Source organism: Oceaniovalibus sp. ACAM 378, from assembly GCF_008085915.1.
Taxonomy (GTDB): domain Bacteria; phylum Pseudomonadota; class Alphaproteobacteria; order Rhodobacterales; family Rhodobacteraceae; genus Oceaniglobus.
Genome location: NZ_VSJK01000003.1, coordinates 312,905 through 331,528 on the forward strand (window position 1 = coordinate 312,905; position 18,624 = coordinate 331,528).

An 18,624-nucleotide genomic window follows, 5' to 3' on the forward strand; every position below is an offset into this window, starting at 1 on the left:
TGGACTGGCACAGGAAAAATGCACATGAACGGGGTCTGACATGGCGGTCGGCATATTCGATTCCGGGCTGGGCGGTTTGACCGTCCTTGATGCCGTGCAGCGGCGTCTGCCCGATGTTCCCTTTGTCTATCTGGGCGACAACGCCAATGCGCCTTATGGCGTTCGCGATGCGCAGGATGTCTATGACCTGACGACCGCGGCGACACAGCGGTTGTTCGATGCGGGTTGCGATCTGGTGGTGCTGGCCTGCAATACCGCCAGTGCGGCGGCCCTGCGCCGGATGCAGGAGGGTTGGGTGCCGCCCGGAAAGCGGGTGCTGGGCGTGTTCGTTCCGTTGATCGAGGCGCTGACCGAGCGCCGCTGGGGCGACAATTCGCCCCCGCGCGAGGTGGCTGTGAAACACGTTGCGCTGTTTGCCACTCCCGCCACGGTTCGCAGTCGCGCATTCCAGCGCGAACTCGCGTTTCGCGCAATCGGCGTGGATGTCGAGGCGCAGGCCTGTGGCGGTGTCGTCGATGCGATCGAAGACGGTGATCTGATTCTCGCCGAGGCTTTGGTGCGCGGCCATGTTGACGCGTTATTGCGCAAGATGCCTGAACCAAAGGCGGCGATCCTTGGCTGCACCCATTATCCGCTGTTGCAGGACGTGTTTCAGACGGCGCTGGGGCCGGGGGTGCAGGTTTATTCACAAGCCGATCTGGTGGCCGAAAGCCTTGCTGATTACCTGAACCGGCATCCCGGACTCATCGGGCCGGGGCGTGAAAGCGGATATCTGACCACGGGGAACCCCGGCCGGGTATCGGACAAGGCAACACAATTTTTGCGGCGCCGGATCGAATTCGTGGCGGCCTGATTCTCGATTGTCGAGATGGTGCCAGTTTGAGGGGCGAATCTGGGTTTAGACGTCTAAAAACATTTGATTTGTGCAAGAATGGACATGTGCGCAAACGCCCCATTGTGATCGGTCGGGGCGGCACTAGGTTCTGAGATGAACAATCGGAGGGGATATGAAGGGGCTCAAGAAAAAGCGGCGCATCCAGATCATCGTCCTTGCGGCGTTGGCGCTGGTCGTTTCGACCGCGCTGATCGGCTTTGCCATGCGCGACGGCATCAATTTCTTCCGTTCGCCCGCGCAAGTTGTCGAATCGCCTCCGGCCCCGAACGAAGTGTTCCGTATCGGCGGACTGGTCGCTGAAGGCAGCCTTATCCGTGGACAGGGCAGCACGATCACCTTCGCCGTGACCGATGGCGCCGCGACGGTGCCGGTTGCCTATACCGGTGTGTTGCCCGACCTGTTCGGTGAGGGCGAAGGCATGGTCGGCACCGGTCGCTACATTGAAGGCGTCTTTCAAGCCTCTGAAATTCTTGCAAAACATGACGAATCCTATATGCCGAAAGAGGTGATCGACGCACTGAAGGCGCAGGGCATTTACCAGGAACCGGACGCTTAGGTTCCCAGCCGTTAACACCTCTGCCGCAGTTTCCACTCTCAGGACACACAGTCTGGAGGGGCGGAAATGCAGTCGGTACAATCCATTGCCAAAGACATAGTGACCCGCGAAGGCGGGTATGTGAACGACCCTGACGATCCGGGCGGCGCGACGAAACATGGCGTAACCCTCGCCACAATGCAGCGTCTGGGGCTGGACCTGACCGGCGACGGTCGGATCGACGCGGCGGATGTAAAGCGGCTGACGATAGATCAGGCGCGGGACATCTTCGTGCGCCATTATTTCGAGCGTCCCCGCATCGCTGACCTTCCCGAAAGCATTCAGGCCAGCCTGTTTGATATGTACGTCAACGCGGGCTCTAACGCGGTCAAGATCCTGCAGCGGCTTCTGAATGATATGGGGCACAGGGTTGTGGTGGATGGTGCAATCGGGCCGCAGACCACTGCGGCGGCGGCTTTGGCCAATGCGGCGGCGCCTGCGCATCTGGCGGATGCCTATGGGATTGCCCGGCGCAACTATTACTATGCGCTGGCCGACAGTCGCCCTGCGTCCCGAAAATATGCGCGGCGACGGGATGGAGGCAAGGGCGGCTGGATCACCCGGGCAGAAGAGTTCATTTCTCCGCGGTATCGTCTTACGGCAGCAGAACATGCGCGGCGGGTGGCATCATGGGGATGATTGACCGTGCATTGCGCATGCTGTTTGGCGGAGGCGGCAACGTGATCCGGGACACGGTCGAGGTGTTTCGTGAAAATGCCGAGGGCGCGGCCGGACGACAGGCAGAGATGAGCAAGGCAGCGCTGGCGCAATTCGCCGCCGAGTTTAGGCTGCAGAAATGCGGCAGGTTCGACCGGTTCATGGACGGGCTGAACCGACTGCCACGACCTGCGCTGGCCATGGGCACGCTGGGTCTGTTCGTGGCGGCAATGGTCGATCCGGTATGGTTTGACAGCCGCATGGCCGGTCTTGCGCTGGTTCCCGAACCGCTCTGGTGGCTGCTGGGTGCAATCGTTTCGTTCTATTTTGGCGCGCGTCATCAGGCCAAGGGGCAGGAATTCAGCCGTTCCATTGCCGGATCGTTGGCCAATGCCCCTGATGTTGCCCGGGCGCTGGATGCGCTGAATCCCCAACAGGAGACCCGCAATGCTCCGTCTGCGCCGCCGCCACCGCCCGGCTTTGATCACGGCCCCCGGACCACAAACGCCACCGCTGCGCCCGGCCCGACGGGAAACGCTGCGCTTGATGACTGGCGTACCATCCATGGATGAACTGTGGCGCCAAACGGTCGAGACACGGCTGATCGCTGCCGAAACCCGCAACGCGGTGGACGAGGTGCACCGCCAGAATGTGGAAATGCGGCTGGGGTCGATCGAGGACATTCTGAAGTGGCTCGTGCGGCTGATTCTGGGTGCGCTGGTGCTGGCGATCCTTGGTGTTGCATTCAAAAGCGGGATCAACCTGACCTGATCCACCGAAAAGGGTGCGACATGGTGCCCTGATTGTCGCCCGGGCCACACAACAACGTGTGGCCCCATTGGCGGCGCGGCCGGGGCGCGTTATGGTCGCGACCATGATCACAGAACTTGGCCATTTCACCCTGATCCTTGCCCTTATGGTGGCCGTCGTCCAGACGGTCGTCCCAATGATCGGCGCACACAAGAATTGGCCGGGCTGGATGGCGCTGGGCGAACCGGCGGCCAAGACGCAGGCATTGCTGCTGGCGTTTTCATTCGGCGCGCTGATGTATGCCTTTGTGACGTCGGATTTCTCACTGCGGCTGGTCGTGCTGAACTCGCACACCTTGAAACCCATGCTGTATAAAGTGGCTGGAGTTTGGGGAAACCACGAAGGCTCGCTTTTGCTGTGGTGTCTGATTCTGGCCGTGTTCGGCGCCTGCGCGGCGTGGTTTGGCGGTGGCCTTCCCGCCCCTTTGCGGGCGCGCGTTCTGGCGGTGCAGGGGTCCATCGGCGTTGCCTTCCTCGCCTTTCTCATCTTCACGTCCAATCCGTTCCTGCGCATGGAGGTTCCGCCCTTTGACGGGCAGGATCTTAATCCGCTGTTGCAAGACCCCGGTTTGGCGTTTCACCCACCGTTCCTTTATCTGGGCTATGTCGGGCTGAGCATGACGTTCAGCTTTGCCGTTGCCGCCCTGATCGAAGGTCGGGTGGATGCCGCTTGGGGGCGCTGGGTGCGGCCCTGGACGCTGGCCGCTTGGGTGTTCCTGACCGTGGGCATCGCTCTGGGGTCGTGGTGGGCGTATTACGAATTAGGATGGGGCGGTTTCTGGTTCTGGGATCCGGTTGAGAACGCGTCCTTCATGCCATGGCTGATCTCGGCGGCACTGTTGCATTCGGCCATCGTGGTGGAAAAACGCGAGGCATTGAAAAGCTGGACGGTGCTGCTGGCGATCCTGGCTTTCGGATTTTCGCTGATCGGGACGTTCATCGTGCGCTCGGGCGTTCTGACTTCGGTGCATGCCTTTGCCAACGACCCCGAGCGCGGCGTGTTCATACTGCTGATTCTGGCGGTGTTCATGGGCGGCGCGCTGACGCTCTATGCCTTGCGCGCTGGCGCGATGGAGGCGAAGGGCGTGTTTTCGACCCTGTCGCGTGAATCGGCCTTGGTGGCCAACAATATCTTGCTGACCGTCGCCTGTTTCGTCGTGTTCTTTGGCACGATATGGCCGTTGATCGCCGAGTTGTTCTTTGACCGCAAGCTGAGCGTTGGCGCACCGTTCTTCGACGCCGCCTTCACCCCCTTCATGGTGGCGCTTGCGGTGATCCTGCCGTTTGGCGCGATGATGCCCTGGAAGCGCGGCCGCCCCGGCCGGGTGATGCAGCCTCTGTGGGGCGCACTGGTGCTGTCCGTGGCGTTGGGTGCATTGGCCTGGACGTTCCAGACCGGGCGCGGAATTCTGGCGCCCGTTGGAGTGATGCTGTCGTTGTGGCTGCTGCTGGGGGTCATCGCTGATCTGTGGCAGCGGGGCGGGCGGGGTTCATTTGTGTCGCGCCTTGGCCGTTTGGCCCGGTTGCCGCGCGCCGACTGGGGTAAATCCATGGCCCATGCGGGGTTTGCCGTGACCATTCTTGGCGTCTGCGCGATGACCGCCTGGCAGATCGAGGATATCCGCATTGCGCAAGAAGGCGAGACTTTCGACGTGGGCGATTACGCCGTGACGCTGGGCGACGTGCGCGAAGTACGTGGCCCGAACTATGCGTCGACGATGGCCGAGATTACGCTGGAGCGGGGTGGGAAGAGCGTCACCCTGACGCCGGAAAAACGCTATTATCCCGTGGCCCGCATGCCGACGACCGAGGCGGCGATTTCCAACGGCGTCTGGCGCGATCTTTATGTCGTGATCGGTGATCCGCAGGATGGCGGCGGCTGGGCTGTGCGCACCTATGTCAAACCTTTCGCCAACTGGATCTGGGCCGGCTGCATCATCATGGCTCTGGGTGGCTGCCTGTCCCTATCCGACAGACGGCACCGGGTGGCGGCTGGCGCGGCCAAGCCGCTCACAACGACGGTGCCCGCAGAATGAGGGCGGTTTTTCTGGCGGCAATGCTGGCTTTTGCCACGCCGGTCTTTGCCGTTCAGCCTGACGAAGTGCTGAGCGATCCCGTACTTGAAGCGCGGGCGCGGGGAATTTCCACGGGCCTGCGCTGCCTTGTTTGCCGCAATGAACACATTGATGCATCCGACGCCGATCTTGCCCGCGATCTGCGCCTGTTGGTGCGCGAACGGCTGGTCGCGGGCGATACCGACACCGAAGTCGTTGATTATATCGTCGCCCGTTACGGCGAATATGTTCTGCTGAACCCCACTGCCAAAGGGGCCAATCTGATCCTGTGGTTGGCGGGGCCTGCCATGTTGCTGCTGGCCGGCGGTGTGGCAGCGGTTTATCTGCGTCGCCGTCCGCCGCCGCCACCTGACCCGTTAAGTCCTGCGGAACAGGCCGATCTGGACCGTATCCTCAGAAGTTGATCCCGCAGAGTGACCGAGGGTTCCGCTTTCGCCATTGGCAGGGTTCGGTCATGGTTGGTCCAAAGGTGGAACAAAGGACCGAACCGATGCAATACCAGACCATCAGCCTGTCTTTGCGCGATAATATCGCCGTACTGACCCTGTGCCGCCCAAATGTCATGAACGCGCTGAACAGTCAGATGCGCGCCGAGATCCTCCATGCGGTCAAGGCCGCCGAACGGGACGCGCGCGTTCTGGTGATGACAGGCGAGGGCAGGGCGTTCTGTTCGGGGCAGGATCTGGGCGACGGCGCCAATGCCGCCGATATGGATCTCGAACGCGTCCTGCGCGACGAATACGTGCCGATGCTCAAGGCGATTTTCGACTGTACGATCCCCACCATTGCGGCGGTGAACGGACCGGCGGCAGGGGCAGGGGCGAACCTTGCGCTGGCCTGTGACGTGGTGATCGCGACCCAAAGCGCGGTGTTCCTTCAGGCCTTCACCCGGATCGGACTGATTCCAGACGCCGGCGGCACCTATTGGCTGCCGCGTCAGATGGGTGCGGCCAAGGCGATGGGCGCCGCGTTGTTCGCCGAACCCATCAGTGCGCAACAGGCCGCCGACTGGGGCATGATCTGGGAGGCTGTGGCAGATGATGACTTTGCCGGGCACTGGCAGGCACGGGCGGCGAAACTGGCCGCTGGGCCGACGCTGGCCTATGCTCACGTCAAGCAGGCGCTGCGCGGTTCGTTTGAAAACACCATCGACGAACAGCTTGCGATCGAGGCGAAATTGCAGGGCGCTTGTGGCCAAAGCTTTGATTTCAAGGAGGGTGTGCTGGCTTTCCTGGAAAAGCGTCCAGCGAGGTTCGAGGGTCGATAGGGCGGCGGCGTTTGGTCACAGGCCGGAACGAACCGGGTGCTGCCGCGTTTTTAGCACAACACCCAAAGGACAAACTGATGACCCAAAACTCCCTCTTCGATCCCGCCCGCATGGGTGATCTGGATCTGCCGAACCGCGTCTTGATGGCCCCTCTGACCCGAAACCGGGCGAATGCCGATGGAACGCCGGGCGATCTGGCCGAAACCTATTACGCCCAGCGTGCGAGCGCCGGATTGATCGTCAGCGAGGCGACGCAGATCTCGCCCACCGCCAAGGGATATCTTGACACGCCGGGTATTCACTCAACGGCGCAGGCGGATGGCTGGCGTAAGATCACCGGCGCAGTGCATGCGGCTGGTGGGCGAATTTTTTGCCAGTTGTGGCATGTCGGGCGGATCAGCCACGTTTCACTGTTGCCTGAAGGCCGGCAACCCGAGGCGCCGTCCGCAATCCGCGCCAATGCAAAGACCTTTACTGCCGAGGGTTTTCAGGATTGCTCTGAACCTCACGCGATGTCGTCTGAGCGGATCAAGGATGTGATCGAGGATTATCGGCATGCGGCCCAGATGGCGAGCGATGCCGGTTTTGACGGGATCGAAGTGCACGGCGCGAACGGTTATCTGCTGGATCAGTTCCTCCAGGATGGGACCAACAAGCGCGATGACGAATACGGCGGATCGGTGGAAAACCGGATGCGTCTGCTGGGGCAGGTTATCGACAGCGTGGCCGAGGTTTGGCCAAAGGGTCGGATCGGACTGCGGCTTTCCCCACTGGGGCAGGCGGGTGATATCTCTGACAGTGCTCCAGAGGCGTTGTTTACCCGCGTGTATCAGGACATCAGCGAACGGAACCTCGCCTATCTTCATGTGGTCGAGGGGTTTCCCGGCGGCGATGACGACGCGAATTCAGCGGCGATGATCAAACGTCTGCGCGGCGTGTATTCGGGATTTTACATCGCAAACGGCGGATATGAAGGGGATTCAGCGGCCGAAGTGATCGGGTCAGGCCAAGCCGATGCCGTGGCCTTCGGTCGCCCGTTCATCGCCAACCCCGATCTGCCCGAACGGTTGCGCACCGGTGCGGCTCTGAACGAACCTGACGGCACTACATTCTATGGCGGGGGCGCGGAGGGCTATACCGATTATCCGTTTCTGAGCAAAGCGGAACAGGTGGCCTGACCGCAAGACAACCGCGCATTTGCTGGCTTCAGTCCGGGCGGCGTATCAGCCGCACCGGATGCCCGGCGCGGCTGAAGTCTTTGAGATATCAGCGGGATTCCACGTCGGTATAGTTGCGCATCGTCATTCCCTGATACAACTGCCGTGGGCGGCCGATCTTGAGCTGCGGATCGGAAATCTGTTCCTTCCACTGGGAGATCCAACCCACGGTGCGCGCCAGCGCAAAGACTGGCGTGAACATCGATGTCGGGAAGCCCATGGCATCAAGAATGATGCCGGAATAGAAATCTACGTTTGGATACAGCTTCTTGTCCTTGAAATAGGGATCTTCCAGCGCCAGCCGCTCAAGCTCTTTGGCGACCTGAAGCGTTGGATTGTTTTCGATCCCCAGCAGATCCAGGACCTCATCGGCGGATTGCTTCATCACCTTGGCGCGAGGATCGAAGTTCTTATAAACCCGGTGCCCGAAACCCATCAGGCGGAACGGATCATTCTTGTCCTTCGCCCGCTCGATAAACTCGGGGATCCGGTCGGGCGTCCCGATTTCGCGCAGCATTTCAAGGCAGGCCTGATTTGCGCCGCCATGGGCAGGGCCCCAAAGACAGGCGATTCCGGCGGCGATACAGGCAAACGGATTGGCGCCCGAAGACGATGCCAGACGGACCGTGGATGTGGATGCGTTCTGCTCGTGATCGGCATGCAGGGTAAAGATGCGATCCATTGCGCGGCTCAGGATCGGGTTCACCACATATTCTTCGGCCGGGACCGAGAAACACATGCGCAGAAAGTTCGACGCGTAGTCCAGATCGTTGCGCGGATAAACGAACGGCTGGCCGATGGAATACTTATAGGCCATCGCCGCGATGGTCGGCATCTTGGCGATCAGCCGGATTGATGCGACCTCGCGCTGCCAGGGATCGGCAATATCGGTGCTGTCGTGGTAAAACGCCGACATCGCACCCACGACGCCAACCATGGTCGCCATCGGATGGGCGTCACGACGGAAACCGCGAAAGAAGTTGTGCATCTGTTCATGGATCATCGTGTGGCTGGTCACACGGTTCTCGAAATCCTCAAGTTGCTCAGCTGTGGGCAGTTCGCCGTAGAGCAGCAGATAGCAAACTTCGAGAAAATGAGATTTTTCGGCCAGCTGATCAATCGGATAGCCGCGGTGCAGCAGAATGCCCTCATCGCCATCAATATAGGTGATTTCGCTGTCGCAGGCTGCGGTCGAGGTGAAGCCGGGGTCATAGGTGAATACATTCGCCTGAGCATAGAGCTTGCGAATGTCGATCACGTCGGGCCCGGCTGTCGGTGAAAGAATCGGCAGTTCGAATTTTTGATCGCCGATGGTGAGGGTTGCAGTCTTTTTTGCGTCAGCCATTGCGGTTCCTTCCTGTTTCGGGTGCCGCAATCGCTCGCGGTCATTGTCATTTGTCAGTCGCAGACCTGTCAGGGCCCGATCAGTCGATCACATCCGCCAGCCGGGCCAGCGTTTCATCGCGCCCAAGCACATGCATCATGTCAAACACACTGGGAGTCGCGGTGCGGCCCGCCAATGCGGCCCGCAGAGGCTGCGCCAGCTTACCCAAGCCGATGCCTTTTGACTCAGAAAATCCGGCCACCACAACCTCAAGATTGTCTCGATCCCAGCTAGCATTCTGCAGATGCGGCGTCAATTCAGAGAGAAGGCTGGACGCTGCAGAATCCAGCGATTTTGCCGATTTCACATCCTGCTCAATCGGGCGCGAAGTGAGGCAAAAGTGCGCTTTATCAATTAGTTCCGAGAGGTTCTTGGCTCGTTCTTTGAGGCAGTACATGGCACGTTCAAGCACAATCACCTGTGTGTCGGAAAGCGGGGCCAGATCGGCCGCGGCCAGATATCCCTGTAGTTCTGTCACAAGTGCCGCGTCCTCGGTGGCCGCGATATGTTGCCCGGTCAGGCTGGCCAATTTCTTGAAATCCAGCCGGGCGGGAGATTTGCCGATGCCGCCCAGATCGAACCATTCCAACGCCTGCGCGGTGGTGAAGAATTCATCGTCTCCATGGCTCCAGCCCAGACGCGCGAGATAATTGCGCATCGCAGAGGCAGGATATCCCATGGCCTGATATTCATGTACCCCAAGGGCGCCGTGTCGCTTTGACAACTTCTTGCCGTCCTCACCATGAATCAGCGGGATATGGGCCCAGACCGGCACGGCCCATTCCATCGCGCGGTACACCAGCATCTGGCGCGCGGCATTGTTCAGATGATCGTCCCCCCGGATCACATGGGTGACGCCCATGTCATGATCATCGACGACAACAGCCAGCATATAAGTGGGCGTACCATCGGAGCGTAAACAAATCATGTCGTCCAGATGATCGTTTCGGATCGTCACATCACCCTGAACAGTATCGCGGATCACCGTCGTGCCTTCTGTCGGCGCCTTGACGCGGATCGCAAAGGGCGCCGCGGGGTGAGTTGCCGGATCGACGTCGCGCCAGGGTGACTGAAACAGGGTCGAATGCCCCGCCGCCCGGGCGGTCTCGCGGAAAACCTCGATTTCGGCCTGTGTGCTGAAGCACTTATAAGCGCTGCCGTTGGCCAGCATTTGGTGCGCGACCTCGGCGTGCCGGGGCGCGTTGGCCGATTGGCTGACTGCGTCGCCGTCCCAGTCGAGCCCCATCCAGCGCATACCGTCCAGAATCGCCTGTGTCGCCTCGGGTGAAGAGCGGGCAGCGTCGGTGTCTTCGATTCTGAGAAGGAACTTGCCACCCCGACCCCGCGCGTAAAGCCAGTTAAACAACGCAGTGCGCGCAGTACCGATATGCATGAAGCCAGTGGGCGAGGGAGCGATACGTGTGACAACCGGCGCGGTGTCGGACATGGGCATTAACCTTTTGGAAACCGGGAGCCGGCTAGGCTCGGCGCAGGTTTAATCAATCGTCGGGGGGGTGACAAGGGTGGCACCTGTGGCGTGGTCCACCGCGGGCATGGCCTGGATCGACCGGGTGTTCGATGATCAGCGCGGCGCGCTTTTTCCGTGGACCCCGGTATTTCTCGCGGTGGGGATCGGTCTCTATTTCGCCTTGCCGGTGGAACCGACCCTCGGCCAGTGGACGGGTCTGTCTGCGTTGGCGGTTGTGCTCACTGCGGTGGCAGGGGGTATCGGAATGCTGCGGTTTCCGCCGTTGGTGGCCGCGATCCTTGTGGTGATCGGGATTCTGCTGGCCGGTGTGCGCGCGCATGTGGTTGCCGAACCGGTGCTGACCTTCCGTTACTATGGCCCGATCGAGGGCCGGATTGTCGCCATCGACAGATCGGTCGGCGACCGTGTGCGCCTGACGCTGGATCGCGTTGTGCTGGAGGATATGCGACCCGGCCGCGTGCCGACAAGGGTGCGGGTGTCGCTGCATTCCGATCCTCCGGGGGCTACGCCACAGCCAGGTCTGCGCGTGGCTGTGACCGGGCATTTGTCACCGCCCGCGGGACCCGTGGAACCCGGCGGTTTCGATTTTCAGCGCATTGCCTGGTTCGACGGGCTTGGCGCTATCGGATATGCGCGCGCGCCTCTTGTCGCGCTTGCCCCAGCCCCCGAGGGGGCATGGCTCGCACGGGTGCGGGGCGCGATATCGGCGCAGGTCCGCGCGCATCTTCCCGGAGAGCCGGGCGCCTTTGCCGCCGCGCTGACCACCGGTGACCGTTCGGCCATGGGCAAGGCGACACTGGCCGATCTGCGTGCTTCAAATCTGGCGCATTTGCTGGCGATTTCCGGGCTGCATATGGGGCTTTTGACGGCCTTCGTGTTTGGCGCGCTGCGGCTTTTCCTTGTATCTTTGCCCGGTGTCGCGCTGACTCTGCCGGTCAAGAAAATTGCGGCTTGTGGCGCACTGATCGCAGCCAGTGCATATTTGGCCCTGTCAGGGGGCAATGTTGCGACCCAGCGCGCGTTTGTCATGGTCGCGGTGATGTTGGTGGCGGTGCTGCTGGATCGTCGTGCCCTGACCCTGCGCGCTGTCGCGCTGGCCGCGCTGATCGTGCTGCTTCTGCGCCCCGAAAGTCTGCCCGAACCGGGGTTCCAGATGTCCTTTGCGGCAACAGTCGCGCTGGTTGCGGTCTTTCGCGTGCTGCGTGATCTGCAAAATGACCGTGTTCCCCGTGCCCTGCGCCCGGCGCTGGCCACGGTGATAAGCTCGGCGGTGGCCGGGGCGGCGACGGCGCCGGTTGCAGCCGTGCATTTCAATACCATTGCGCATTATGGACTGCTGGCCAACCTCGTGTCGGTGCCTTTGATGGGAACAATTGTGATGCCGGGGGCGGTGTTGGCCGCTTGTCTGGCGCCGTTCGGGCTTGAAGAGGTCGGGTTGGCAATCATGGAACCGGCGCTGCGCTGGATACTTTCCGTGGCGCATTGGATCGCATCGCAGGATGGCGCGGTCGGTCGGGTGGCCGCCCCGGGCGCGTTCGTTCTGCCTATTCTTGCCGGTGGCGGATTGTGGATCGCGCTTTGGCGCGGGCCGGCACGGTTGATCGGCGTGGCACCGATCGCGCTTGGGTTTGTTCTTTGGGCCGGGGCTGAGCGGCCCGGGCTATTGGTGTCGGACTCCGGGGGGTTGATCGGTGTGATGACAGCTGAGGGCCGTGCCCTGAACAAGCCTCGGGGTGAAGGGTTCGTTGCGCTCAGCTGGCTTGAGAATGATGGTGATGCGGCCGATCAGCCGACAGCGGCGGCGCGCGGATTGGCGGGGGAAGGTTCGCTGGTCACTTTCACCCATGAAGGCGGGATGGTCGCGCATCTCAGCGGGCGCGGCGCGGCAGGTCGGATCGACGAGGCTTGCGCCAGCGCGCCGGTGGTAATTCTTGCTGCACTTGCCGAAGTCCCGCCGCCCAAGGGATGCCTCCTGTTTGACCAAATGACCCTGACCCGTGCGGGCGGCGGCGCTTTGGTGCGCGAGGGGGGCGGGGTCCGATTAATCTCGGCCCGCGCGGCGGCTGGCAAGCGATTGTGGAACGATCCCTGACCGGCAGATCTGTGGCGATGAAAATTTTACGCGGCGCGGTGAGGCTTGGTTGATACAAGATATCAGGGGATGGATGGCCAATTCTGCCTCAGAACAGCGTCCTGCGACGTCATCGCCCCGGCCAAAAGGCGAGAGCCCGGGCCAAGGCGTCACTCACCATGGGCCTGAGGTGGCAGCCGCCCGGAAATACGACCGGTGACTGCCCGTTTGGCAATCGATCAATAGCTACGGATCAGCCCGACCAACCGCCCTTGAACCTTGACCTGATCATCGGGAAAGACGCGGGTTTCATAGGCCGGGTTCGCCGCTTCCAACGCGATGGATCGACCGTGACGACGGAAACGCTTTAACGTCGCCTCTTGGTCGTCGATCAGGGCGACCACAATATCACCATTCTCGGCGGTGCTGCCTTCGCGGATCACAACGACATCACCATCATTGATTCCGGCGTCGATCATCGAATCGCCTTTTACTTCAAGCGCATAGTGGTTGCCTCGGCCCGAGAGCATAGTCGCCGGCACCGCCACCTTATGGCTTTCGTGTTGCAGCGCCGAGATCGGAACGCCGGCGGCGATACGCCCCATGACCGACAATTCGACAGCATGGGCATGAACCGGCATTGCATCGGCGGGGGGATCGGCGCGATCGCCTTTGATCACCCGTGGGTTAAACCCCGGGTGCTCCATCGCGTCGGGCAGTTTGATGATTTCCAGAGCCCGGGCCCGATGCGCCAGCCGACGGATGAACCCCCGTTCCTCAAGCGCCGTGATCAGCCGGTGAATGCCGGATTTTGACCGCAGATCCAGCGCCTCTTTCATCTCATCAAAGGATGGCGGCACGCCGTCACGTTGAATCCGCTTGTTGATGAAATCCAGCAGTTCCAGTTGTTTACGTGTCAGCATTGCAAAGGACCCCGGTAAGCTGTTGAGTGTCGCGCCTTAAAAGCGTTCACCTCACGTTCTATAACCGTTCCCGATTTGTGTCAACGGCTATAGAGGTAGATAGATCACCTGATCGCCTGCCGCGCGCGGCCCATCTCCGACTGGACGCAGGATCAGCGCGTTTGCCGCGGCCAGCACCGAGGTCAGCGCGCTGTCCTGCCGGTTGAAGGCTGTCAGTTTACCGTCGGCAAAGCTGGCACGCATATAGTGTTCGCGCGGGCCGTTCGGGCCAAGCGGCGCGGCCAGAGGCGCGCTTAGACGGGGGGCCGGTTCGGCGGTCAGCCCCAGCATTGCGCGCAGCATCGGCAGAAGAAAGACGTGACCGCAGACCATGGCGGACACGGGATTGCCCGGCAGGCCGACCATCGGCACGTCGTTCAGCCGCCCGGCCATCAGCGGTTTGCCCGGCCGCATCGCGATTTTATAGAACGCCTGCTCCATCCCCAACGACCCGGCCACGGCACCGACCAGATCGTGATCGCCGACAGAAGCACCGCCGATGGTCACGATCAGATCGACACCTTCGGTCATGGAAAATACGGCCCTCAGGGCACCTTCGCTATCGCGGGCGATGGGCAACAGGCGCGCCGTGCCGCCCGCAGCCTCGATCATCGCGGCAAGGCCAAAGATGTTGGAGGCGACGATCTGATCCGGTCCGGGGATTTCGCCGGGCATGACCAATTCGTCACCCGTCGCAATCAGCGCGACGACCGGGCGACGGACGACTGTGGGCGCTGCACAGTTCATCGCAGCCAGTAAAACAAGGTCGGAGGGGCCAAGGGCGCGGCGTGGAAAACAGGTTGATCCCTTGGCGAAATCTGCAGCGGCGGGACGGATATAAAGACTTTCATCAAGCACGTCGCGCAGGGTGATCGTATCGCCGTCGCGGATCACGTCTTCCTGAATTATGATGCGGGTCGCGCCTTTGGGCATCGGTGCACCGGTGAAAATCCGGATCGCTTCGCCCGGTGCGATGGCGCGGTCGGCTGCGCGCCCAGCCGCTGATTCAGCGGTCACGCGGAACCGGGCACCGGGGCGGGCTTCGTCCGCGATCACGGCGTAACCATCCATCGCCGAGGCGGCAAAGGGCGGCTGATCGCGCCCGGCGGTGACCGGCTCGGACAGAACCCGGCCTGTCGCGTGGCGCAGCGCCACGGGTTCGCCGGGCAGGGGTGTCACCAGATCGAAAAGATGCGCCAGTGCCTGATCAACCGTGATCATGCGGTGAAGCGGCCGGATTTGCCGCCGTCCTTGAGAGTGACGCGGATGCCGCCGATCTCCATGGTTTTTTCCACCGCCTTGACCATATCGAACAGCGTCAGGCAGGCGGTTGAGACTGCCGTCAGCGCCTCCATTTCCACGCCGGTCTGGCCTGTCGTCTTGACGGTGGCGGTGACGCGGATACCGGGCAGGGCTGCGTCGGGTTCAAGATCGACGGTGACCTTGGTGATCGGCAGCGGATGGCACAGCGGGATCAGATCGGCGGTTTTCTTGGCCCCCATGATCCCGGCCAAACGCGCGACACCCAGCGCATCGCCCTTTTTTGCGCGGCCTTCGGTGATGATGGCAAGGGTTTGCGGCGTCATCTTGACGTGGCCAATGGCGGTGGCGATGCGGGCGGTCGTGTCCTTGTCGGACACGTCGACCATATGGGCGTTACCTGCGCCGTCAAAGTGGGTCAGGGCCATCAGGCAGCCCCCCGCACCGGATTGGCCAGCAATGTCCGGGTTGCGGCGGCGACATCGGCCTGCCGCATCAGGGATTCGCCGATCAGGAACGCGCGAGCGTTGTAGCCTGCCAGTTCGGCCAGATCGGCCGGGGTCGACAGACCCGATTCCGCCACGATCATCCGCCCCGGCTCGACCTGTGGGGCCAGTGTGCGGGTGGTGTCGAGCGTCGTCTCGAACGTCTTGAGGTTGCGGTTGTTGATGCCGATCAGCGGCGATTTCAACCGGTGGGCACGCTGCAACTCGGCGACGTTGTGCACCTCGATCAAGGTATCCATGCCCCAATGCGTCGCGGCAGACTCCAATTCCTCGGCCTGCGCGTCAGTCACGCTGGCCATGATGATCAGGATACAGTCGGCGTGCAGCGCGCGCGCCTCGGCCACCTGCCAGGTATCATACATGAAATCCTTGCGCAGGGCGGGCAGGGCGGTCGCATCCCGGGCGGCGGTGAGGAAGCTGTCCTGCCCCTGAAACGACGGCGTGTCGGTCAGCACCGAAAGACAGGTCGCACCGCCGGTTTCATAGGCTTTGGCCAATGCGGGCGGATCGAAATCGGCGCGGATCAAACCCTTGGACGGGCTGGCCTTTTTGATCTCGGCGATCAGGGCATATCCGGTTTCGGCGGCCCGTTCCAACGCAGAAGCAAAACCGCGGGGGGCGGGGGCGGACCGGGCGGCCTGTTCAACGTCGGCGAGGGAGCGGGCGGCCTTTCGCGCGGCAATCTCTTCCAGTTTATAGCTCTTGATCCGGTCGAGAACGGTCATGTCGCGGCTCCTGCTTCAGACGGGGTGAGGCCTTGCGCCTTTCCTCGGGGTATATCGGGACCGACGGCGGAGTCAGTCGGAAAGTGTAATCAGCGCGTGGCGTTTCTTGCCCGCGCTAAGCTTGACGGGAGAGGCGAGCGCGGCGACATCCAGCATCAGCCCCGCATCGGTCAGCGGTGCATCGTCGATCCGCGCGCCGTTTTCGGCAATCAGGCGTTTTGCCTCTTTTCCGGTCTTGGCAAGGCCGGCGCGAACGATCAACTGAACGATTGAGATGCCACCGGCAACTTCGTCGGCGGTCAACGCAAGGGTGGGCAGGTCATCGCCCACGCCGCCCTTTTCGAACACCTCGCGCGATGTCGCCTCGGCTGTCGCTGCGGCATTGGCACCATGGCACAGGGTCGTGACTTCGTTCGCAAGGATGATCTTGGCGGCGTTGATCTCGGCCCCTTCCAGCGCGCCAAGACGTTCACATTCATCCAGCGGCAGTTCGGTGAACAGTTTGGTAAATCGTCCCACATCGGCGTCGGTGGTGTTGCGCCAGAATTGCCAGAACTCATAGGGCGACAGCATATCGGCATTCAGCCAGATCGCGCCGCCCTGTGATTTGCCCATCTTGCGCCCGTCGCTGGTCGTCAACAGCGGCGAGGTAAGGCCGAAGATATCATGATCCAGCACCCGGCGCGTCAGGTCGATGCCGTTGATGATATTGCCCCATTGATCCGACCCGCCCATTTGCAGGACACAGCCATAGCGGCGGTTCAGCTCAAGGAAATCATAGGCCTGAAGGATCATATAGTTGAATTCGAGGAACGACAGGGATTGCTCCCGGTCGAGCCGCGATTTCACCGATTCAAACGCCAGCATCCGGTTGACCGAAAAATGCCGCCCGATGTCGCGCAGAAAATCGAGGTAGTTCAGATTGTCCAGCCATTCGGCATTGTTCAGCATCAGCGCATCAGAGGGGCCATCGCCATAGGTCAGGTATTTGGCGAACACCTGTTGCATGCCCGCAATGTTGGCCGCGATCTGCTCTGGCCCCAGCAACGGGCGTTCGTCGGCGCGAAAACTGGGGTCGCCCACCTTGGTCGTGCCGCCGCCCATCAGGGTGATCGGCTTGTGCCCGGTCTTTTGCAGCCAGCGCAGCATCATGATGTTCAGCAGATGCCCCACATGCAGCGACTTTGCGGTCGCGTCATATCCGATATAGGCAGGTGTGCCGGGCGTGCGCATTGCCTCGTCCAGCGCCTGATAATCCGTACAGTCGGCCAGAAAGCCACGGGACATCATCACATGCAGAAAGTCGGATTTTGGGTGGTAGGTCATCGTCGGTTCGTCCATCCTTGGCGGTGCGGCCCACCTATATCGGGCGCTTTGGGCGAGGGAAAGCCATGAAGACGAAAGCGCTTGTGGGCAAGGCTTCGAACCGGGCTGCGAACAGATCCGCAGACGGGCCGATCTGGGCTCTTGGTGCGATGTCGGGCACATCACTGGATGGGGTGGATGCCGCCATGGTGCTGAGCGATGGGCACGCGATCTTTGGCTTTGGCGAATCGCGATACCGCGCCTATTCCGACGATGAACGTGCGGTGCTGAAAGAAGCGTTGGGAACATGGGAAGGGGCCGGGGCGGCGACCGAGATCGTCGAGTCCGCCCATGCCGAGGTTCTGGCGCGGTTTCCCCGGGTCGATCTGGTGGGGTTTCACGGTCAGACGCTGGCCCATGATCCACAAGGGGGGCGCACGCGGCAGGTCGGTGACGGACGGCTTTTGGCCGAAACTCTGGGGCTGCCGGTGGTGTGGGATTTCCGCAGCGCGGATGTGCAGATGGGCGGCGAGGGCGCACCGCTTGCGCCGTTCTTTCACTTTGCCTGTGCGAAATGGATCGGGGCAACCGCGCCGCTCGCCTTTCTGAACCTTGGCGGAGTTGGCAATATCACCTTCGTCGATCCGTCTTTTGACGCGCCCGAACGGCCCGGCGCCTGTCTGGCCTTCGACACCGGCCCGGCCAATGCGCCGCTGAACGATCTGATGCGCGCACGGCTTGGGGTCGATCTGGACGAGGGCGGCGCGCTGGCCGCGCAGGGCACGGCGGATGAAACCGTATTGGCGCGGCTTCTGGGGCAGGGGTTCTTTCGCCGGATGCCGCCCAAGTCATTGGATCGCGACGATTTCGCATGGCTGGGCGATGCGGTTTGCGACCTGTCCGACGCCGATGCGGCGGCGACGCTGACCGCCTGTGTTGCAGGCTGTGTGGCGGCGGCGATGGAGCATATGCCCGCTTTGCCCGAGCGCCTGCTGGTCACCGGGGGCGGACGGCACAACCCGGTGATGATGGCGATGATCGCGGGGGCGGTGGATTGTCCGGTCGCCCCGGTCGAGGATGCCGGGCTGGACGGCGATATGCTCGAGGCACAGGCATTCGCCCATCTGGCGGTGCGGGTGGCGCGGGGGCTGTCGACATCCTGCCCGACGACCACGGGGGTTGCGGCGGCGATCGGCGGCGGTACGGTCAGCCGACCGGTACAAGACGCTGCGCCCGCCTGAACGGGCTGATCCGCCCGGGCACGTATTCCAACCCACCTGAACGGGCTGATCCGTTCGGGCACGCATGGCAGATTGTATTGCGGTTTACCTCAGCGGTTTGAGATGCCAATTGCAGGTTGCAAAGCCGACACCGGAACAGCGATCGGCTGACGTGACCGGCGGCAAA

At 62.0% G+C, this 18,624-nt stretch carries 18 protein-coding genes; 11 read left to right on the forward strand and 7 right to left on the reverse strand.

Translation table 11 applies throughout. The annotated features are described in order from the left end of the window. Positions 1-40 precede the first annotated feature (40 nt). The 9 genes from FQ320_RS05495 to FQ320_RS05535 all read left to right on the forward strand — a co-directional run bounded on the left by FQ320_RS05495 (position 41) and on the right by FQ320_RS05535 (position 7,476). On the forward strand, positions 41-853 hold the full coding sequence (locus FQ320_RS05495) for a glutamate racemase (protein WP_148470588.1): 813 nt from the start codon (positions 41-43) through the stop codon (positions 851-853). 154 nt (positions 854-1,007) lie between these two features. Continuing rightward, complete coding sequence (gene ccmE, locus FQ320_RS05500; protein WP_148470589.1) at positions 1,008-1,451, forward strand: cytochrome c maturation protein CcmE; 444 nt, start codon at positions 1,008-1,010, stop codon at positions 1,449-1,451. Positions 1,452-1,517: 66 nt separating this feature from the next. Then, positions 1,518-2,129 carry a holin-associated N-acetylmuramidase gene (locus tag FQ320_RS05505; RefSeq protein WP_148470590.1) on the forward strand — a complete coding sequence of 204 codons (612 nt, stop codon included), beginning with the start codon at positions 1,518-1,520 and terminating at the stop codon, positions 2,127-2,129. After that, positions 2,120-2,719 carry a holin family protein gene (locus FQ320_RS05510; protein WP_187393779.1) on the forward strand — a complete coding sequence of 200 codons (600 nt, stop codon included), beginning with the start codon at positions 2,120-2,122 and terminating at the stop codon, positions 2,717-2,719. The genes FQ320_RS05505 and FQ320_RS05510 overlap by 10 nt, the downstream gene beginning before the upstream one ends. Beyond that, positions 2,712-2,918 (forward strand): pseudouridine synthase, encoded by a 207-nt coding sequence (locus tag FQ320_RS05515; RefSeq protein WP_148470591.1) that lies wholly within the window; start codon positions 2,712-2,714, stop codon positions 2,916-2,918. Before FQ320_RS05510 ends, FQ320_RS05515 begins: the two co-directional genes overlap by 8 nt. Positions 2,919-3,021: 103 nt before the next feature. Further along, positions 3,022-4,992: a heme lyase CcmF/NrfE family subunit gene (locus FQ320_RS05520; protein ID WP_148470592.1), complete on the forward strand. Its 1,971-nt coding sequence runs from the start codon at positions 3,022-3,024 to the stop codon at positions 4,990-4,992. After that, complete coding sequence (locus FQ320_RS05525; protein WP_148470593.1) at positions 4,989-5,435, forward strand: cytochrome c-type biogenesis protein; 447 nt, start codon at positions 4,989-4,991, stop codon at positions 5,433-5,435. The genes FQ320_RS05520 and FQ320_RS05525 overlap by 4 nt, the downstream gene beginning before the upstream one ends. 86 nt (positions 5,436-5,521) lie before the next feature. Continuing rightward, positions 5,522-6,298, forward strand: a complete 777-nt coding sequence (locus FQ320_RS05530) for an enoyl-CoA hydratase-related protein (RefSeq protein WP_148470594.1) — start codon at positions 5,522-5,524, stop codon at positions 6,296-6,298. Between the two features lie 77 nt (positions 6,299-6,375). After that, positions 6,376-7,476, forward strand: a complete 1,101-nt coding sequence (locus tag FQ320_RS05535; RefSeq protein WP_148470595.1) for an alkene reductase — start codon at positions 6,376-6,378, stop codon at positions 7,474-7,476. 88 nt (positions 7,477-7,564) lie between these two features. Here the strand turns inward: FQ320_RS05535 and FQ320_RS05540 are convergent, their stop codons facing one another. Both FQ320_RS05540 and gltX read right to left on the reverse strand, forming a co-directional pair. Next, a complete protein-coding gene (locus tag FQ320_RS05540) occupies positions 7,565-8,860 on the reverse strand; it encodes a citrate synthase (RefSeq protein ID WP_148470596.1) in 1,296 nt (431 codons plus the stop codon). 79 nt (positions 8,861-8,939) lie between these two features. Continuing rightward, on the reverse strand, positions 8,940-10,346 hold the full coding sequence (gene gltX, locus FQ320_RS05545) for a glutamate--tRNA ligase (protein WP_148470597.1): 1,407 nt from the start codon (positions 10,344-10,346) through the stop codon (positions 8,940-8,942). A gap of 85 nt (positions 10,347-10,431) precedes the next feature. Here gltX and FQ320_RS05550 point away from each other — a divergent pair, with 85 nt between their 5' ends. Next, the gene (locus FQ320_RS05550) at positions 10,432-12,480 is read left to right on the forward strand and encodes a ComEC/Rec2 family competence protein (RefSeq protein WP_255509378.1); all 2,049 of its coding nucleotides are present in this window, start codon (positions 10,432-10,434) and stop codon (positions 12,478-12,480) included. Positions 12,481-12,698: 218 nt separating this feature from the next. Here the strand turns inward: FQ320_RS05550 and lexA are convergent, their stop codons facing one another. From lexA to tyrS, 5 genes are all read right to left on the reverse strand, one after another. Continuing rightward, complete coding sequence (lexA, locus tag FQ320_RS05555) at positions 12,699-13,382, reverse strand: transcriptional repressor LexA (RefSeq protein WP_148470598.1); 684 nt, start codon at positions 13,380-13,382, stop codon at positions 12,699-12,701. Positions 13,383-13,469: 87 nt separating this feature from the next. Then, on the reverse strand, positions 13,470-14,642 hold the full coding sequence (locus FQ320_RS05560; RefSeq protein ID WP_148470599.1) for a molybdopterin molybdotransferase MoeA: 1,173 nt from the start codon (positions 14,640-14,642) through the stop codon (positions 13,470-13,472). Beyond that, entirely contained in the window at positions 14,639-15,109 is a 471-nt protein-coding gene (moaC, locus tag FQ320_RS05565; RefSeq protein WP_148470600.1) for a cyclic pyranopterin monophosphate synthase MoaC, read from the reverse strand. The genes FQ320_RS05560 and moaC overlap by 4 nt, the downstream gene beginning before the upstream one ends. Next, on the reverse strand, positions 15,109-15,912 hold the full coding sequence (gene trpC / locus FQ320_RS05570; RefSeq protein WP_148470601.1) for an indole-3-glycerol phosphate synthase TrpC: 804 nt from the start codon (positions 15,910-15,912) through the stop codon (positions 15,109-15,111). The genes moaC and trpC overlap by 1 nt, the downstream gene beginning before the upstream one ends. A 72-nt stretch (positions 15,913-15,984) precedes the next feature. Further along, positions 15,985-17,238 carry a tyrosine--tRNA ligase gene (tyrS, locus tag FQ320_RS05575; protein ID WP_148470602.1) on the reverse strand — a complete coding sequence of 418 codons (1,254 nt, stop codon included), beginning with the start codon at positions 17,236-17,238 and terminating at the stop codon, positions 15,985-15,987. 149 nt (positions 17,239-17,387) lie between these two features. Here tyrS and FQ320_RS05580 point away from each other — a divergent pair, with 149 nt between their 5' ends. Further along, positions 17,388-18,458 carry an anhydro-N-acetylmuramic acid kinase gene (locus FQ320_RS05580; protein WP_370513024.1) on the forward strand — a complete coding sequence of 357 codons (1,071 nt, stop codon included), beginning with the start codon at positions 17,388-17,390 and terminating at the stop codon, positions 18,456-18,458. Positions 18,459-18,624: the final 166 nt, after the last annotated feature.

Coding starts and splice junctions, on each gene's coding strand:
- FQ320_RS05495 (WP_148470588.1), top strand. CDS start 41: ATGGCGGTCGGCATATTCGATTCCGGGCTGGGCGGTTTGACCGTCCTT.
- ccmE (WP_148470589.1), top strand. CDS start 1,008: ATGAAGGGGCTCAAGAAAAAGCGGCGCATCCAGATCATCGTCCTTGCG.
- FQ320_RS05505 (WP_148470590.1), top strand. CDS start 1,518: ATGCAGTCGGTACAATCCATTGCCAAAGACATAGTGACCCGCGAAGGC.
- FQ320_RS05510 (WP_187393779.1), top strand. CDS start 2,120: ATGGGGATGATTGACCGTGCATTGCGCATGCTGTTTGGCGGAGGCGGC.
- FQ320_RS05515 (WP_148470591.1), top strand. CDS start 2,712: ATGGATGAACTGTGGCGCCAAACGGTCGAGACACGGCTGATCGCTGCC.
- FQ320_RS05520 (WP_148470592.1), top strand. CDS start 3,022: ATGATCACAGAACTTGGCCATTTCACCCTGATCCTTGCCCTTATGGTG.
- FQ320_RS05525 (WP_148470593.1), top strand. CDS start 4,989: ATGAGGGCGGTTTTTCTGGCGGCAATGCTGGCTTTTGCCACGCCGGTC.
- FQ320_RS05530 (WP_148470594.1), top strand. CDS start 5,522: ATGCAATACCAGACCATCAGCCTGTCTTTGCGCGATAATATCGCCGTA.
- FQ320_RS05535 (WP_148470595.1), top strand. CDS start 6,376: ATGACCCAAAACTCCCTCTTCGATCCCGCCCGCATGGGTGATCTGGAT.
- FQ320_RS05540 (WP_148470596.1), bottom strand. CDS start 8,860: ATGGCTGACGCAAAAAAGACTGCAACCCTCACCATCGGCGATCAAAAA.
- gltX (WP_148470597.1), bottom strand. CDS start 10,346: ATGTCCGACACCGCGCCGGTTGTCACACGTATCGCTCCCTCGCCCACT.
- lexA (WP_148470598.1), bottom strand. CDS start 13,382: ATGCTGACACGTAAACAACTGGAACTGCTGGATTTCATCAACAAGCGG.
- FQ320_RS05560 (WP_148470599.1), bottom strand. CDS start 14,642: ATGATCACGGTTGATCAGGCACTGGCGCATCTTTTCGATCTGGTGACA.
- moaC (WP_148470600.1), bottom strand. CDS start 15,109: ATGGCCCTGACCCACTTTGACGGCGCAGGTAACGCCCATATGGTCGAC.
- trpC (WP_148470601.1), bottom strand. CDS start 15,912: ATGACCGTTCTCGACCGGATCAAGAGCTATAAACTGGAAGAGATTGCC.
- tyrS (WP_148470602.1), bottom strand. CDS start 17,238: ATGACCTACCACCCAAAATCCGACTTTCTGCATGTGATGATGTCCCGT.
- FQ320_RS05580 (WP_370513024.1), top strand. CDS start 17,388: ATGTCGGGCACATCACTGGATGGGGTGGATGCCGCCATGGTGCTGAGC.